We start from the raw sequence: 15,004 nt of genomic DNA, 5'->3' as shown, positions 1-15,004 counted from the left end.
AACAGTGTTTTGAAAGCCGGTATTGGGCACAGCCCCGGTGTGCCGCCGGGGCTGTGCAGCGCGTCACTGGGCCAGGGCCGTGATCTGCACGGAAGTCAGCGCCCCACTGTAGAGGCGGAAATCCTGCATGCGGCCCGCAAAGTACGGGTCGGCCCCGTACTGCGCGCGGCCCAGCCAGTTCTGCGTGGTGGCGCCCAGCTGGTGGGGCGCAAAGGGCGCGTCGGCCAAGGTGCCGGTGGCCTGCCCGTCCACAAACAGGGTCACGGTGTTGCCCCGGCGGGTCACCGCCAGGTGCACCCACCGGCCTGTGCCCAGCGCCACCGAAGACGTGACGTTTTCCTCTCCGAAATAGGTGGTGCCGGTGGAGGCAAAGCGCAGCGTACTGGTGTTGGCCAGCAGGGCCAGGTAGGCGATGTCGCTGGAGCCGATGTCAAACACGCGGGCGTTCCCGGCGCTGGCGCTTTGCCGGTAGACCCAGACTGCGATCGTGAAGTCGGCCAAGTCTTTCATGATGCCCGTGGGCAGGGCCACGTGGCCGCTGGCGCCGTCGAGTGCTACGGCGCTGCTGCCCGCCGTGCGGCCAGCGCCCCAGGACGTGCCGCCCACCAGTCGGCCATGCAGCGCATTGCCGCTCTGGTCGGTGGCCGACGTTCCGCTGCCCTCGTTCAAGGGCAGATGCAGCCTCAGCTGCGGCGTGGTGGCAACACTGCGGACCTCGGCGCCCGTGAGCCGGCCCGTTGGGGTGACTGCCACGATGCGGTAGTGCCAGGTGCCCGTGCCGGGTGTGTCGGTATGGGTGCGTTCCTCGCCCACGGTGGTGAGTGTGGTGAACGGGCCCGACGCTGCGGGTGCGCGCTGCACCTCATAGGCCGTGGCGTAGGCGCTGCCCCACCACGACAGCAGCACCTGGCCGTTGACGAGGTAGGCCGTGAGGCCGCTGGGCGCGGCCCCGGCTGCAATCGGCTCGCGCGAGAAGGTCAAGGTGCCCATGCCGGGGTCGTCCCCGGTGCCGCGCTGCTCGGGCCGCAGTTTGGCCGCCATGGCCGTTGTGTAGGGCGCAGAGAGCCCCTTGCGGTTGACGTAGTGGTTGTACAGCAGCTCCCAGCACTGGCGCAGGTGTGGCCGCCCCGCAGGAGAGACGCCGGTGAAGATACCCTGGCGGTTGGCATAGCGTGAGAACGGCAGCGCCGGATACGCGCCACCCGCATCGGCCAGGTTGCTGGCCGCCACGTATTCGGCCGCTGAGAGCAGCCGGTTGTTCCAGTAGCCGTACAGATCGTCGCCCTGCGACCAGGCCATTTCGCACAGCGCGCCGCACAGCGACATGCCCAGCGTGGCATGCCCCTGGTCGCGCCCGCTCTCCTGCCATTGCCCCAGGTGCCCGGGGTGGATGACGTAGACGTTGTGCGCGGCTGCGCCGTTGCCCCGGCCGTTCTTGTAATAACTGATCGCCTCGTTGTACAGGTCGCGCCGGTCACAGCAGATGCCGATGGCCATGATGGCGTTGATGTTGCACAGGTCCCAGTTGGCCCAGTAGTTGGTGATGTTGGCGCCGTTGTGTTCCTCTAGAAAGCGGTGGCTCAGCGGGTAAAACACTTCCAGCAGCAGTTTCTGGAACCGGGCCAGGCCCTCGGGCGACCAGCCGGGGTAGCTGCGCAGGAGTTCCACCGTATTGGCCCACTGGTAGCCGTAGATGCCAGCGGCGAGGTAGCGGTCCGCATTGCCGGTGAGCGTGGTCATGGTGCTCGACCACGCATCCAGGAACGCCACGGCACGGTCGGCATAGGCGTTGTCCTGGGACACCTTCCAGCGCAGCGCCAGCTGGTAGGCCCGCTGCATGTCCTTGATCATGGTGCCGAAGTTCTGCCCATCGCCGCCACGGATCACCACGGTGAGCGCGTGGGGCCACATATCGCTGTTCAGTGAGGAATGTCCCGAAAACTGAAGCGCGTTCCAGCCAATCACCCAAGGCGATGCGTTCTCGGCAATCTTGGCACGCATGCGCGCAAAGTCAGCGTCCGTGTGCAGCCCGCCAGGGTGCACAAAGGCGCTGGGGGCCGGTGGTGGAGGAGGAGGAGGAGGTGGTGGTGGTGGTGGTGGTGGTGGTGGTGGCGCTGCGGGGGGCGGCGGCGGCGCTGCAGGGGGTGGGGGGGCCGAAGGCGGAGGCGGGTTGCCAGGCGGTGTGGAGGGAGGCGTCGCGGGGGAAGGCGGCACGGTGGGGGGCACTGCCGGCGCCGGTGGTGCTGGGGGGGGCGTGGTACCTGGCGTTGGCGCGGGGGGCGGGGTGTCCCCGCCACTGGGCGCGGAGGTGATGGGCGGTGTGTTGGTGGCATCGGCCGGGTTGCCACCACAGGCCACCAGCGTGCCGGCCAGCGGCATGGCGGCCATTCCCTTGAGTACCCGGCGCCGGGCCGTGAAAATCGTGCCGTTGTTCAGTTCTTGGTCCATTGCTTTGGGGGGTTGGGGTGGGCGGAGTGCCGTGCCTTTTGGTCGTTCCATCGGCGATTCCAGGCAATCGTTGTGCCAGGCAGGGCGCCCTGCGAAAAATGGGCGGTGTGCCGGGTTCTATGCCCAGCGCCCACAGGCAAGAACGGGGAAATGAACAATTTGGTTAGTCCAATATTGTCATTAAAGTAATTAATAACGCGCAGATTGCTTGCCCTGGGCTGGGATCGAACGCCTTTGCGCCGTTGACTGCAAGTGTCAAGCCGGGGACGGATACGGCTGGTCCGCGCCCGGATGCGCTGCTACGCTGCGTCGCCATGGAGACAAATACCAAATCCCCGCCCTACGTTCCCCAGATCCGCCTGTACCAGAACTGGCTGCGCGACCAGCGCGGCCTGCAGTTCGACAGCTACGACGCGCTGTGGCGCTGGTCCACCACCGAGCTGGATGCGTTCTGGCAAAGCGTGTGGGACTACTTCCAAATCGAATCGCCCACGCCCCACACCGCCGTGCTGGGCAAGAACACCATGCCCGGTGCGTTGTGGTTTCCTGGCGCTCAGGTCAACTACGCGCGCCAGGCGCTGCGCCATGTCGATGCGGCGCACGCAGCGGGTCTGCCCGCCATCATCAGCCGCAACGAAAAAGGCAACCACCGCGAGCTGAGCTGGCCCGAGCTGCGCCGCCAGGTCGCATCGCTGGCGCTGCATCTCAAGGCCCAGGGCATCCAGCCCGGCGACCGCGTGGCCGCCTACCTGCCCAACGTGCCCGAGGCCATGATCGCCTTTCTGGCCACGGTGAGCATCGGCGGCGTGTGGAGCATCTGCGCGCCCGACATGGGCACGCACGCAGTGCTCGACCGCTTCCGCCAGATCGAGCCCAAGGTGCTGATCGCCGTGGACGGCGTGACCTACGGCGGGCGTGACCACGACCGCACTGGCGTGCTGGCCGAGCTGCGCGCCGACCTGCCCAGCGTGCAGCATGTGGTGTTGCTGGGTAATCTGAATGCTTCTGTTTCGATAGCTGGTTGTATAGACTGGACAAGCGCTACGGCACAAAATGATGCGGAAACCGCAGCGTTTGAACCGATGTGGCTGCCGTTTGACCACCCGCTATGGATCGTCTATTCCAGCGGCACCACGGGGCTCCCGAAGCCCATCGTGCACGGCCATGGCGGCACGGTGCTGGTGGCGCTGCAGCTCAAGGTGTTGCACAACGACATCGGCTGCAGCTACGAACCCAACAGTTTGGGCGAGCGCTACCACTGGTACAGCTCCACCGGCTGGGTGATGTGGAACGCGCAGCTCAGCGGCCTGCTCTCGGGCACCACCTGCGTGATCTACGACGGCAACCCCGGCGGCAGCAAGGAGAACCCCGACTGGGGCGTGCTGTGGCGCTTTGCGGCCGAGACGGGGGTGACCTTCTTCGGCGCGGGCGCGGCGTTTTTTGCCAACTGCATGAAGGCGGGCATCACGCTGGCCGACTTTGGCGACCTGACGCGCATCCGCGCTTTGGGCACGACCGGCTCGCCGCTGTCGCCCGAGGTGCAGGAGTGGGGCACGGCGCAGTTCGAGGCCATTGGTACGCACGATATCTGGTGGAACAACATCTCGGGCGGTACGGATTTTTGCGGCGCCTTCATCGGCGGCAACCGCGAGATGCCGCAGGTGCCCGGCGAGATGCAATGCCGCATGCTGGGTGCGGCGGTGGAGTCCTGGGACGCCGAAGGCCGCCCCGTGCAGGACGCCGTGGGCGAGCTGGTCTGCGCGCAGCCCATCCCGTCGATGCCTTTGTTTCTGTGGGGCGACAAGGACGGCAGCCGCTACCTGTCGAGCTACTTCGACATGTACCCCGCAGGCCACGGCCGTCGGCCCGGCGGTGGCGATGGCCCTGCGAGCATGGGAGCAGTCTGGCGACATGGCGACTGGCTCAAGATCGGCGCCAACGGCGGCTGCGTGATCTATGGCCGCTCTGACGCCACCATCAACCGCCACGGCCTGCGCATGGGCACGAGCGAGATCTACAGCGCGGTCGAATCGCTGCCCGAGGTGCTCGACAGCCTGGTGGTGGACCTGGAGTACCTGGGCCGCGAGAGTTACATGCCGCTGTTTGTGGTGCTGCGCCCTGGCTACGCGCTCGACGACGCATTGCGCGCGCGCATCAACGGCGCCGTGCGCACCGCCTTGAGCCCGCGTTTTGTGCCCGACGACATCTTTGCCGTGGCCGAGGTGCCGCGCACGCTGAGCGGCAAGAAGCAGGAGCTGCCCATCAAGAAGCTGCTGCTGGGCCAGCCGATCGAAAAGGTGGTGAACAAGGACGCGATGGCGAATCCGGAGTGTCTGGACTGGTATGTGGCGTTTGCGGCGCAGCGGGCGAAGTCGATGCAAAAAACATAGCTACCTGCGCTTTGGGGAAAAGCGCAGGAGCCTGTTTTTATTTGAAATTGTCCTATCCGTGGGGTGCCTGGCCGTCCTTGGTTCCAGCCGCCCTGTTTCTCCTGACTGCTCGCCTCAGGGCGTGACGCCATGCCAGTGCCGCCGCGCAAGGGCCGCCCCGCCGCGCTGGCGGCGTCCCCCTACAGGGGGAAGGCGCGCAGCGCCTCAGGGGGTTAGTCAAGTTTCGCGCCGGACGCCTTGATCAAGCGCTCCCACACCGGCCGTTCCTTCGCAATCGCGGCGGAAAACAGCGCGGGCGAGCTGTTCTGCACATCAAAGCCCATGGCCGCAATGCGCTGCGCCACGTCGGGCAGCTGCGTGGCCTTGCGCACCTCGTCGGCAATGCGCTCCAAGATGGCGGGCGGCGTGCCTGCGGGGGCACCAAACGCCAGCCAGCCCGCCACGCGGTAGGCCTCGTCGTTCAGGCCCTGTTCGGCCAGGCTGGGCACATTGGGCAGGGTGCCCATGCGGCGCTCGCCGCTCACGCCAATGGCTTTGAGCTTGCCCGCCTCGATGTGGGGCTTGACCTGCAGCGCGCTCGCAAACGCGATCTGGATCTGGCCGCCGAGCAGGTCCTGCACCATGGGCGCCTCGCCCCGGTAGGCCACGTGGCTCATGTCGGCGTTTTGCGTGAGGCTCATGTAGGCCCCGGCCAGGTGCGGATACGCGCCCGTGCCGTACGAGCCATAGGCCACCTTGCCCTTGTTGGCCACCACGTATTTGAGCAGTTCGGGCCCCGTGGATGCGGTCACGCTCGGGTGCGCCACCAGCACCAGCGGCGCGATGGCGATCTGGTAAATGGGCGCGATGTCCTTTTCGGGGCTGTAGGGCAGCTTGGTATAGAGGAACTGGTTGGTGAGCATGGAGTTGCTCAGGCCCAGCAGCAGCGTGTAGCCATCGGGCGCCGCCTTGGCCACCGCGTCGGTCCCGATGATGCCGGCCGCACCGGGTTTGTTGTCGATGACCATGGGCTGGCCCAGGCCCACGGCCATCTTTTCGGCCAGCACACGCGCCAGCACGTCGGTGGCGCCGCCTGCGGCAAAGGGCACCACGATCTTGATGGGCTTGTTGGGGTAGGCCTGCGCGAAGGCGGTCGTGCCAGTGCAGGCGGCGGCCAGCGCAGCGGCACCGAGCCAGGTGCGGCGGGACATCAGGGGGTGGAAGGGCATGGGTTTGTCTCCTGTCATGGTTATAAAAATTCACTCAGCGGGCTCCGCGTGCATGGTGGCGGGCCGGGGCCTGGCTGTCACGCCATGGGCTTATGGGGTCTGGGGGCTCCCTGCGGCGGGGGCGGTGGTGATGCGCACGGTGATTGGCAGGGGCGCGAGCACCTCGCGCAGGCGGGCGGCCAGTGCGTCTGCCTGTGCGCAGGGGGCCACAGCCACACGCACCGCGTTGTCGCCTTCGGGCTGCACCTGAGGGCGGGGCTGGCCTGGCGCTTCGGCGGCGCACACACCATCCACCAGCGCCTGCACCGTGTGGCAGGCGGCGCGCTGACGCAGCTCGGGCTTGTAGATCTTGCCCACATTCGTCACGGGCATGGTCTCGATCACCTGCACCCAGCGCGGGCGGGCCACGGCCTCGTCCACGCGTTCGGCGGTGAAGGCCAGCAGTTCGGCCTCGGTCGCCTGTGCACCGGGCACCAACGTGGCGTAGACCACGGGCAGCTCGCCCGCATAGGCGTCGGGCGCACCCACGGCGGCGCACAGCTGCACGGCGGGGTGGGCGCCCAGCGCGTCTTCGATCACCTTGGGGTCGATGTTGTGGCCGCTGCGGATGATGAGGTCCTTGGAACGACCGCTCAGGTGCAGGCGACCCTGGTCGTCCACAAAGCCGAGGTCGCCGGTGGCCAGCCAGCCATCGTGGGTAAACGCCTTGGCCGTGTCGGCCGCGTCGAGAAAACCCGAGAACAGGTTGGGCGACTGGAAAAGCACCATGCCCGGCTGGCCGGGTGGCAGGTTCTGGTCGGACGCATTGCCCTGCGCATCCAGCGCCACCACGCGCAGCTGCGTGTAGGGCAACCGCCAGCCCACGCAGCCTGCGGGCGCGCGCACGCCCGGCGGGGTGATGGTGGAGATGCCCGCCATCTCCGTCATGCCCAGACTTTCGTGGATGTGCAGGCCAAACAGGCGCTCAAACCGCGCCGCCAGCTCGGGCGCCAGGATGGCAGCACCCGTGCGGCAGTAGCGCAGCGTGGAGATATCGACGCCGCCCAGCGGCACATTGGCCAGTGCCGCCAGCACCGTGGGCACGGCGGACAGGTAGGTGCAGCGGTAGCGCTCCACCAGCCGCCAGTAGTTGGCGATCACCTCGCGGTTGCGGAACAGGCCGGTGGTGGGGATGATGGTCTCCACCCCCGCAGACAGCGCCGCGAGCGAGCCCGGCAACACCCCCGCCACATGGAACAGTGGGTAGCCGTTGATGCCCACGTCCTCGGGCCGTATGCCCTGCATCTGCACGCTGCCCCAGGCGGTGAAAACCTGCGCGCCGTGGCTGTGGCGCGCCAGCTTGGGCGCGCCGGTGGTGCCACCGGTGTGAAAGTAGGCGGCGATGTCGGTGGCGGCAATGTGGCGACCGCTCACCAGGTGGTCGCCGGGGTGCTGTTGGCGCTCGGCCAGGTCCACCACGCCGTCGGGCAGCGGGCCTGCGGAACCAGGGGCTTCATCGTGGGGGGCCACGCGCAGCACGGTGGTGAGCGTGGGCACCAGGGCGCGCAGGCGCACCGCCTTGCTCCAGTAGCCCACATCACCTTCGCCGCCATAGGCAATCAGCACCTTGGCGCGCGCCAGGGTCATCATGGCCGCGATCTTCTCGTCGGTGAGCATGGGGTTGAGCGGTTGCACGATGCCCGCCGCCTCACCGCCCCACACGGCCAGGTGGTATTCCAGGCAGCCGGGCAGCAGCACGGCCACCGCGTCTTGTGGGCCCACGCCCAGGTGGTGCAGCAGGTTGGCCGTCTGGTGGATGCTGGTGAGCAGCTGCGCATACGACCAGCGGATGGGTTCGTGCGCCGGGTCGGCTGTGGGCAAAAAGCTCAGCGCCGTTTTGTCGCCAAACGCCGCTGCCGAATTCACAAAGATTTCGTAGGTGCTTTGCACTGGCAGCGCTTCGGCCAGGGGGCGGGCTTCAATCCGTTCTACATCCTGCAAGCTGCGCACCGGGGCACCGGGGGAGAAAGGCGTGTGGAGCGGGGGCATCTGTGGGAGGCGCATGGCGGGTCTCGGGTCTGATGGGGCTGCGGGTCGGTCACCGGCGGGGGGCGGATGCGGCATCGTCCTACCCGCCTGCGCCCGCCGCGTGGCCACAGTCTGTCTGTGTGCCGGCGCAAAAGCAGTCACGCAGATGTCAGAGAGGGTTCAGGACCCCCCTGCGAGACCGTCCGCAAGCTCTCAGCGCCGGGTGGTGCTGCGGCACACCCATAATGGACCTTGTTGATTGCCACTGCGCGCCCCGCCGCGCGCCTTCCCTCCATGAACACTCCGCAGCCGCCCAAACGTTTTTCGATGATCCGTGAGTTCCACCTCGCCGACTGGTTCACGCTGGGCAATGCGGTCTGCGGCGTGGGCGCGCTGTTCTCGGTCATGTCGTACCTGGAAACGAACGACGTGCTGCATGTGTACTTTGCGTGCGCCCTCGTGCTGGCCGCACTGATCTTTGATGTGCTGGACGGCCGCATCGCGCGCTGGCGCCAGAAGAGTTCGGCCATGGGCCGCGAGCTGGATTCATTGGCCGACGTGATCTCCTTCGGCGTAGCGCCCGCCATCATTGCCTACGGCTGCGGCATGCAGGGCCTGTATGACCGCATCGTGCTGGCCTACTTCGTGGCCTGCGGCGTGTCGCGCCTGGCGCGCTACAACGTCACGGCCGAAACCCTGTCGGGCGACGACGGCAAGGTCAAGTACTTTGAAGGCACGCCGATTCCCACCTCCATCATGCTGGTGGCGTTGATGGCCCTGGCCGCCTACCTGGGCGCTGTGCGCGAGAGCCTGTGGTTTGGCAAGGTGCTCATTGGCGGCTTTACGCTGCACCCGCTGGTGCTGCTGTTTGCGGTGTCGGGCTCGTTGATGATCAGCCGGATTCGCATTCCCAAGCTCTGAGCCACTGGCTGCCCTGCCATCTCCTGTCCTGTCGTTCTGGATGTTGAACACCATGGCACTTCAAAAAATCGCAGCTTTCTCCGATGGACCTGTGGGGGGCAACCCCGCCGGTGTGTGGATCGGTGACGAGCTGCCCGCCCCCGCTGATATGCAGCGCATCGCTGCCGAGGTCGGCTTTTCTGAAACCGCGTTTGCCGCCCCACTGGGCGATGGCCACTGGAAGGTGCGCTACTTTTCGCCCGAGAGCGAGGTGCCCTTTTGTGGCCACGCCACCATTGCCTTGGGCGCCGCGCTTGCGCAGCGCGAGGGCGACGGCGTGTTTGCGCTGTCGCTGAGCCAGGCCGAGATCACGGTCGAAGGCCGCCGCCAGGGCGATCTGGTGCAGGCGGCGCTGCAGTCGCCCCCCACACGCAGCGGGCCTGTGCCTGCCACGTTGCTGGCCGACGCGCTCGCCCTGTTTGGCCTCAGCGCGGCCGATCTGGACCCGCGCATCCCGCCCGCGCTCATCCATGGCGGTGCGGACCACCTGGTGCTGGCCCTGCGCAGCCGTGCGGCGCTGGCGGCCATGCACTACGCGCTGGACGCCGGCCGCACGCTGATGGTGAACGCCAAGCTGGTGACCATCGTGCTGGTGTGGGTGGAGTCGGACCGGCTGCTGCACACCCGCAATGCCTTTGCCTCGGGCGGCGTGCTGGAAGACCCGGCCACGGGCGCCGCCACGGCCGCACTGGCGGGCTACCTGCGCGACCTGGGCTGGCCGCATGGCGGCGCCATCGATGTGGTACAGGGCGAGGACATGGGCATGCGCTCGCGCCTGCGCGCCGAGATCGGGCCGGTGGCGGGCAGCTCCATCCGCGTGTCGGGCACGGCACGGTGGATGAGCGACGGCGAATAACGTTTCTTGCTACAAATAATATAGCTTTTAGCGCTTGATGGTAAAGCGCTAGGGCTTGTTTTGACTTGAATGTTGCGCTGTGCGCCCCGGCCCTGACGGCGGCAGCGCACCTGGCAGCGCGTCCATCTCTTGCCGAAGCCATTGCACCAGACACAGCGTCTCCGGCGACGGGTCCGGGGCCGTGCCGAAGTAGTGCCGGGTCAGCGGCAGCCGCAAGCTGGGCAGGGGCGACACCAGCCGCCCCGAGGCCAGGTCGTGGGCAATCAGCGACACCGGGGCCATCGCAAAGCCCAGCCCATCCACGGCGGCCTGCAGCACAAAGTGCAGATGGTCAAACTGCAGGCAGCTGGCGGGCTGGAGTGTTGGCAGGTCCACCTGCTTCTTCCAGCTTTCCCAGTCCTTGCTGCGCGACTTGGACAGCAGCAGCACGTGGGACGACAACGCCTCGGGCCGCGTGACCGGGCGCTGGGCGAACAGCGTCGGCGACCCCACCACCAGCGCTTCGTCTTCCAGAAACGGGTGGATCTGCATGCCTGGCGGCCACCCGCGCGGGCCGCGCCGCAGGGCCAGGTCGAAGGCCTCGGCCGCGTGGTCGGGTGCCAGCGTGCTGGTGATGACCTGGGGCTCGATGTCCGGGTGCTGGGCCACAAAACCCGGCAGCCTGGGGATCAGCCAGCGCACCGCAAAGCTGGGCCGCACATTGATCTTGACTCTGCGCAGCCCGGCATCGCCCCGCAGCGACTGGGCGGCGGCGCCGATCTGCGCGAGTGCAGGCCCGACCTGCGCGTGAAACTGATGCCCTGCCGCCGTGAGCAGCACCTGCCGCGTCTTGCGCTCGAACAGCTCCACGCCCAGGTGGGATTCCAGCGCCTTGATCTGGCGGCTGATGGCGCTGTGGGTGACGTGCAGCTCCAGCGCGGCGCGGGTAAAGCTCTGGTGGCGCGCCGCTGCTGCAAAGGCGCGGACGGCATTCAGCGGAGGCAGGCGGAGTGACATGCGTGCAATTTTGTCACGCATGGCGCGCAGCAATATCGTTTGTCGCGCCGGGCACCGCCGCGCACCATGCGGGCCATGCCACAGCCTTCAGACAACACCTTGGCCTCAGACCTCGACTCGCGCCGCGCCGCCTTGGCGCTGGGCCTGTCACTCCCCGGGGACACGGTGCTCTACCTGCTGCTGCCGATGTTTGCCCCGGCGTTTGGCGTCACCCTGTTTGAAGCGGGCATTCTGCTGGCCGCAAACCGCCTCGTGCGCATTGCGGGCTACGGGGCGGTGGCGCGGTTCTATGCCCGCCATGGCGAGCGTCTCACCTGCTCGCTGGCCGTGCTGGCCGCCGCCACGTGTGCGCTGGGGTACGCCACCCTCAGCGGCTTCATCGCCTTGTTGGGCCTGCGGCTGCTGTGGGGCCTGGCCTTTGCGGCGCTGAACCTCGCGACGCAGGCGCTGGCCACGGCCGAGCCTCTGGGCGCAGCGCGACGCGCCGGGCAGTCGCGCGCCTTTGCAGCGCTGGGGCCCATGCTGGCCCTGCCTGCGGGGGGTGTCTGCGCGCTGTGGTGGGAGCCCCGGGCGATCTTCTGGGTGTTTGCCGCCGTCGCGTTGTGCGCCTTGCTGGCCACGCGGCATTTGCCCGCCCAGCCGCATGCTCTGCCGCCACCGCCCAAGCGCTGGGACAGGTTGCCGGGTCGCCTGGACCGCTTTTCGTTCGTTGAGGGGCTGGTGCTGGACGGCCTGTTCATCATCGGCCTGTCGTACCTGGGCCGCGATGTGCTGCCAGGCCATCCGGTGGTTGTGGCAGGGATGCTGCTGTCGGTCCGCTATCTGGCCGAGATCGCGCTGAGTGTGGTGGGTGGCGACCTGGCCGAGCGCTATGGCGCCGAAGTGCTGCTCGTGGGTTTCGCGGTGCTCACGTCGCTGGCCCTGGTGGGTTTTGGCCTGGGGTGGCTGTGGACCAGCGCACTGGCCATCGTGATTTTGCGGGCCCTGCTGCTGCCGCTGTTGCCGCCGCTGGTCGCGCGCCGCACGCCGGGGCCGGGGCGCATCCAGGCCCTGGCGACGCGGTCGGTCTGGCGGGACCTGGGCGCCGGTGCGGGCCCGGTGCTGGCGGGAGTGCTGCTGCCCATTGCGCCGTCCGCCTGGGTGTATGGCGTCGCAGCCTTGCTGCTGTCGGCCACGGCCATCGCCTGCTGGGCGCCTCGCGGCGATGGATAAGGCACGCAGCGGCCACCGCCCCCTTTTCACAAACCTCTGCTTTGGAGAATTGCCCTTGAACATTCACACCACCCTGATCCGCTGTGCCGGTGGCACGGTCGACCTCCCCGCGCGGCCCATGAACCACCGCGGCGATGGCGGGCATGTGCTGGTCCACCCGCCGCGTCCCGTCTGGGAACGCAGCGAGCTGACGCCCGAAGAGCTGGCGCATTGGTCGTGCCTGGTGGCCGCAACGGGCCGGGCCATGCTCGACACCTTGCCGCAGCTTGCCGGTGGCTGCCTGAACTACTGGGAGGCGGGCAACAACGCGCTGAACCCACTGGCCCATCCCCAGGGGCCGAAAACCCCCGCGCTGCACCGCAAGATGCACCTGCATGTGTTTGGACGAAGCCCCCGGGCCACGCACCCGGACTGGCTGTGGGGCGAACCACCCCGGTTCCCGAATTTTGCGCAGTCTGAGGCTTGGACCCAGCAGTTCACGCGGCTGGAGGACGATGAAGGCGCCGCGCTGGGTGCGCGCATTCAGGTGTTGCTGGGCAAGCGGTACGCGCTGGGTTTGCTGAGCTGTGCAGCGTTTTGCTATCAAATAAATAGGTTAAAACGCTTACTGATAAAGCGGTAAGTGCCTTTTTCGCTGATATTTCTTGCACGGTGGTCACCCCGCCGCTGGCCGCCGGTTCACCAGCACAATGCCCGCCGCCACTAGCACCAGCGCCGCCACCAGCCCCGGCGTTACCGGTTCGCCCAGCCACAGCGCGCCAAACAGCAGCGCAAACACGGGTGTGAGAAACACAAACACCGAGATCTTGGTGGCAGGGTAGTGCGCCAGCATCCACATCCAGGCCAGGTAGCTCACACACGCGCCCACCAGGGCCTGCACCAGCAGCGAGCCCCAGGCAAACGCGCTGAACTGCCAGACCCAGGACTCGCCCAGATCCAGCGACAGCACCGCCGTGCTCACGCCCATCTAGTACACAACTGCTTGGCAGGGGCCACGCTCGCCAGAGGCGTCGTGCGGATGACCACTCTGGTCAGCGCCCACACGAGGGCGATGTGGCTGGATGTGCAGCTCCAGTGTGGCGCGGGCAAAGCTCCGCTGCCGCGCCGCCACCACAATGGCGCGGACCGCGTTCAGCGAGGGGCACGCTGGGTGGCATGCTGGCGATTTTCAAACGCGTGGGACGTCGCGAAATCGTCTGGCGTGAAACGGTCGTTTGGCAAGTCGTTTGTCAGAGGCTGCATGCTGCGCCTTTAGGTTCCGTTGTCGGCAATCCCCGGAATCTGATTCTGAGGCGGTGAACCCGGCCAACGGGCTGTATAGGCCGGGTGCACAGGGGTCAGGGGCAGGCCCAGACCCCGTTGCGGCGGTTGAAAAGCTCGCCGTAAAAAAGAGCATTGCCATTGTTGGCTAGTGCCCATGAGGCGGCAGTCTCACGTGCAATGACAGCCTGCCGCTGCCATGCTGCGCCGTCGCGCGCAAACAGGGCGATGTGCCACCCCGGTGCTGTGCTTCCGGTGCCCGGGCTTGCGCACGTGAGGTCTGCGGCCGTGATGTGGTATTCCGCCGGTAGCGCGTTGGGCGCGTTCCGGGCTTCCACCGCCATGGTGTTGCCGTCGTGGGAGAGCGTCATGGCGCTGTACCGCGATGCGGCAATGTCCAGGAAATTCACGATGCCCACAGGCAGCCGCGCTTGTTCGGTCCATCCATCGACCCCGTTCTGCGCGTAGATATGCACGTGCGGTGGCGTGAAGTTCACGCCGCGGGTGATGGCGCCGCTGTTCAGTGCCAGCGTACTGCCGTCGCCCGACAGGGCGAGGGCTGAGCCCACGATGCTGTCGCCTGGCGCGAAATGGCTTTGCGCGGCCCACGTGGTGCCCGTGCGCACATAGGTGAAAACGGCGTTGGAGTCGTTGGTTGCCGCCCCAAAGCGCCCCGTGACCGCCAGCAGGTTGCCGTTGGCCGACAGTGCCAGCCGGTCGGGGACTATCTGGCAGGGCTGGGGGCAGGCAGCGGGCGTCTGGGTCGAGGCAATCGTGGTTGGCTGGCTCCAGGTGCCGCTGCTGCGCTGGTAAATCTGTACCTTGGACTCTTCGCTGGCGGCCAGCGTGTTGCCGTCCGCTGAAAGCGCGATCCAGTACGCACTGGTGGGGATCTCCGCCTGCTGCTGCCATGGCTGGCCATCGGCCGTGCGCGCGAACACCAACAAGGTGCTCGTCGAGCCGTTGTAGCTGCGAAGGACCAGGGTCAGGCCGTCTTGGGATATGGGGTCGAAATTGCTTGATGAGGATTTGAGGGGGGCACGTCCCGAGGAGAATTCGTAGCTGATGCGGCTGGGAAGTTCCAGCGCCTTTGCTGCGGTGAAGGCTCCACATCCATCGCTGTTACAAGCCCGCAGGCGGAAGGTTGCGTTGATGAAATCAGGGATTCGGGCGAGATTCAGGTGGCCGAACTGTCGTTGCGTCGTGGAGTAGAAACTGAGGCCTTGCGCCGCGCCCATCTGTACTTCCGTCTGAGGCCCTGGGCCATCCATGTCGGCAAAGAGCTCATAGCGCGTGGCGCCCGGTGTGGCGCTCCACGCAAAACTCAGGGCCCCGCTGTTCTCAAAGTTCTCGGGGGCGGGCAGCGTGCTGGTGACGGGGGGCTGGCCAGGCTCTGCGGAGCCTGAGCCGCCGCCGCAGCCTGCCAAGGCCAGTGCGGCACAGCCCAGGGCCAGCGTGGCTCGCAAGGTCGGCAAGGCCCGGGGGGCCCACTGGTGAACGGCTTCGGGTGCAAAGGTCAGTGTGACGTGACGCATGGATACCTTTTTGAAGAAAGCGTGAAATGGTGCCCGGGTACCGGTGGCGGTACTTCGCAGCGGTGATTCAGACCGTCCCAGTGTGTTCTTCCCACACACCTGGACCAGGAATCTTCGACAGCGAGTGTCATG

General features: G+C 67.1%; 10 protein-coding genes and 1 pseudogene. 5 read left to right on the top strand and 6 right to left on the bottom strand.

The features are described from left to right. Positions 1–63 precede the first annotated feature (63 nt). The gene (locus ACODS0_RS06020) at positions 64–2,448 is read right to left on the bottom strand and encodes a LamG-like jellyroll fold domain-containing protein (RefSeq protein ID WP_488833530.1); all 2,385 of its coding nucleotides are present in this window, start codon (positions 2,446–2,448) and stop codon (positions 64–66) included. Positions 2,449–2,762: 314 nt separating this feature from the next. Between ACODS0_RS06020 and ACODS0_RS06015 the strand changes: the two genes are divergently transcribed. After that, the gene (locus ACODS0_RS06015; RefSeq protein ID WP_488833527.1) at positions 2,763–4,838 is read left to right on the top strand and encodes an acetoacetate--CoA ligase; all 2,076 of its coding nucleotides are present in this window, start codon (positions 2,763–2,765) and stop codon (positions 4,836–4,838) included. A gap of 212 nt (positions 4,839–5,050) precedes the next feature. On the opposite strand, the gene ACODS0_RS06010 is transcribed toward ACODS0_RS06015, so the two are convergent. Together ACODS0_RS06010 and ACODS0_RS06005 are read right to left on the bottom strand one after the other, a co-directional pair. Beyond that, the gene (locus tag ACODS0_RS06010) at positions 5,051–6,046 is read right to left on the bottom strand and encodes a Bug family tripartite tricarboxylate transporter substrate binding protein (RefSeq protein WP_108498225.1); all 996 of its coding nucleotides are present in this window, start codon (positions 6,044–6,046) and stop codon (positions 5,051–5,053) included. Between the two features lie 90 nt (positions 6,047–6,136). Continuing rightward, positions 6,137–8,089, bottom strand: coding sequence for an acyl-CoA synthetase (locus tag ACODS0_RS06005; protein ID WP_488833523.1), 1,953 nt, complete (start codon positions 8,087–8,089; stop codon positions 6,137–6,139). 258 nt (positions 8,090–8,347) lie between these two features. Between ACODS0_RS06005 and pssA the strand changes: the two genes are divergently transcribed. Together pssA and ACODS0_RS05995 are read left to right on the top strand one after the other, a co-directional pair. Further along, positions 8,348–8,974, top strand: a complete 627-nt coding sequence (gene pssA / locus ACODS0_RS06000; RefSeq protein WP_055397283.1) for a CDP-diacylglycerol--serine O-phosphatidyltransferase — start codon at positions 8,348–8,350, stop codon at positions 8,972–8,974. Between the two features lie 52 nt (positions 8,975–9,026). After that, positions 9,027–9,869 (top strand): PhzF family phenazine biosynthesis protein, encoded by an 843-nt coding sequence (locus ACODS0_RS05995; protein WP_488833519.1) that lies wholly within the window; start codon positions 9,027–9,029, stop codon positions 9,867–9,869. A 48-nt stretch (positions 9,870–9,917) separates the two neighbouring features. On the opposite strand, the gene ACODS0_RS05990 is transcribed toward ACODS0_RS05995, so the two are convergent. Next, positions 9,918–10,865 carry a LysR substrate-binding domain-containing protein gene (locus ACODS0_RS05990; RefSeq protein ID WP_488833517.1) on the bottom strand — a complete coding sequence of 316 codons (948 nt, stop codon included), beginning with the start codon at positions 10,863–10,865 and terminating at the stop codon, positions 9,918–9,920. Between the two features lie 66 nt (positions 10,866–10,931). Between ACODS0_RS05990 and ACODS0_RS05985 the strand changes: the two genes are divergently transcribed. Then, positions 10,932–12,077, top strand: coding sequence for an MFS transporter (locus ACODS0_RS05985; RefSeq protein WP_488833514.1), 1,146 nt, complete (start codon positions 10,932–10,934; stop codon positions 12,075–12,077). 55 nt (positions 12,078–12,132) lie between these two features. After that, the gene (locus ACODS0_RS05980; RefSeq protein WP_488833511.1) at positions 12,133–12,699 is read left to right on the top strand and encodes a hypothetical protein; all 567 of its coding nucleotides are present in this window, start codon (positions 12,133–12,135) and stop codon (positions 12,697–12,699) included. A gap of 33 nt (positions 12,700–12,732) precedes the next feature. Here the strand turns inward: ACODS0_RS05980 and ACODS0_RS05975 are convergent. Then, positions 12,733–13,124, bottom strand: a pseudogene (locus ACODS0_RS05975) (EamA family transporter); the annotation flags it as partial. 290 nt (positions 13,125–13,414) lie between these two features. Beyond that, the gene (locus tag ACODS0_RS05970) at positions 13,415–14,872 is read right to left on the bottom strand and encodes a hypothetical protein (protein WP_488833507.1); all 1,458 of its coding nucleotides are present in this window, start codon (positions 14,870–14,872) and stop codon (positions 13,415–13,417) included. Between the last annotated feature and the right edge of the window lie 132 nt (positions 14,873–15,004).

The organism is Acidovorax sp. FG60, assembly GCF_057808995.1.
The sequence above is the reverse complement of the archived record's forward strand: the minus strand, read 5'-3'. Positions and strand labels throughout refer to the sequence as shown.

Coding starts and splice junctions, on each gene's coding strand:
- ACODS0_RS06020 (WP_488833530.1), bottom strand. CDS start 2,448: ATGGACCAAGAACTGAACAACGGCACGATTTTCACGGCCCGGCGCCGG.
- ACODS0_RS06015 (WP_488833527.1), top strand. CDS start 2,763: ATGGAGACAAATACCAAATCCCCGCCCTACGTTCCCCAGATCCGCCTG.
- ACODS0_RS06010 (WP_108498225.1), bottom strand. CDS start 6,046: ATGCCCTTCCACCCCCTGATGTCCCGCCGCACCTGGCTCGGTGCCGCT.
- ACODS0_RS06005 (WP_488833523.1), bottom strand. CDS start 8,089: ATGCGCCTCCCACAGATGCCCCCGCTCCACACGCCTTTCTCCCCCGGT.
- pssA (WP_055397283.1), top strand. CDS start 8,348: ATGAACACTCCGCAGCCGCCCAAACGTTTTTCGATGATCCGTGAGTTC.
- ACODS0_RS05995 (WP_488833519.1), top strand. CDS start 9,027: ATGGCACTTCAAAAAATCGCAGCTTTCTCCGATGGACCTGTGGGGGGC.
- ACODS0_RS05990 (WP_488833517.1), bottom strand. CDS start 10,865: ATGTCACTCCGCCTGCCTCCGCTGAATGCCGTCCGCGCCTTTGCAGCA.
- ACODS0_RS05985 (WP_488833514.1), top strand. CDS start 10,932: ATGCGGGCCATGCCACAGCCTTCAGACAACACCTTGGCCTCAGACCTC.
- ACODS0_RS05970 (WP_488833507.1), bottom strand. CDS start 14,872: ATGCGTCACGTCACACTGACCTTTGCACCCGAAGCCGTTCACCAGTGG.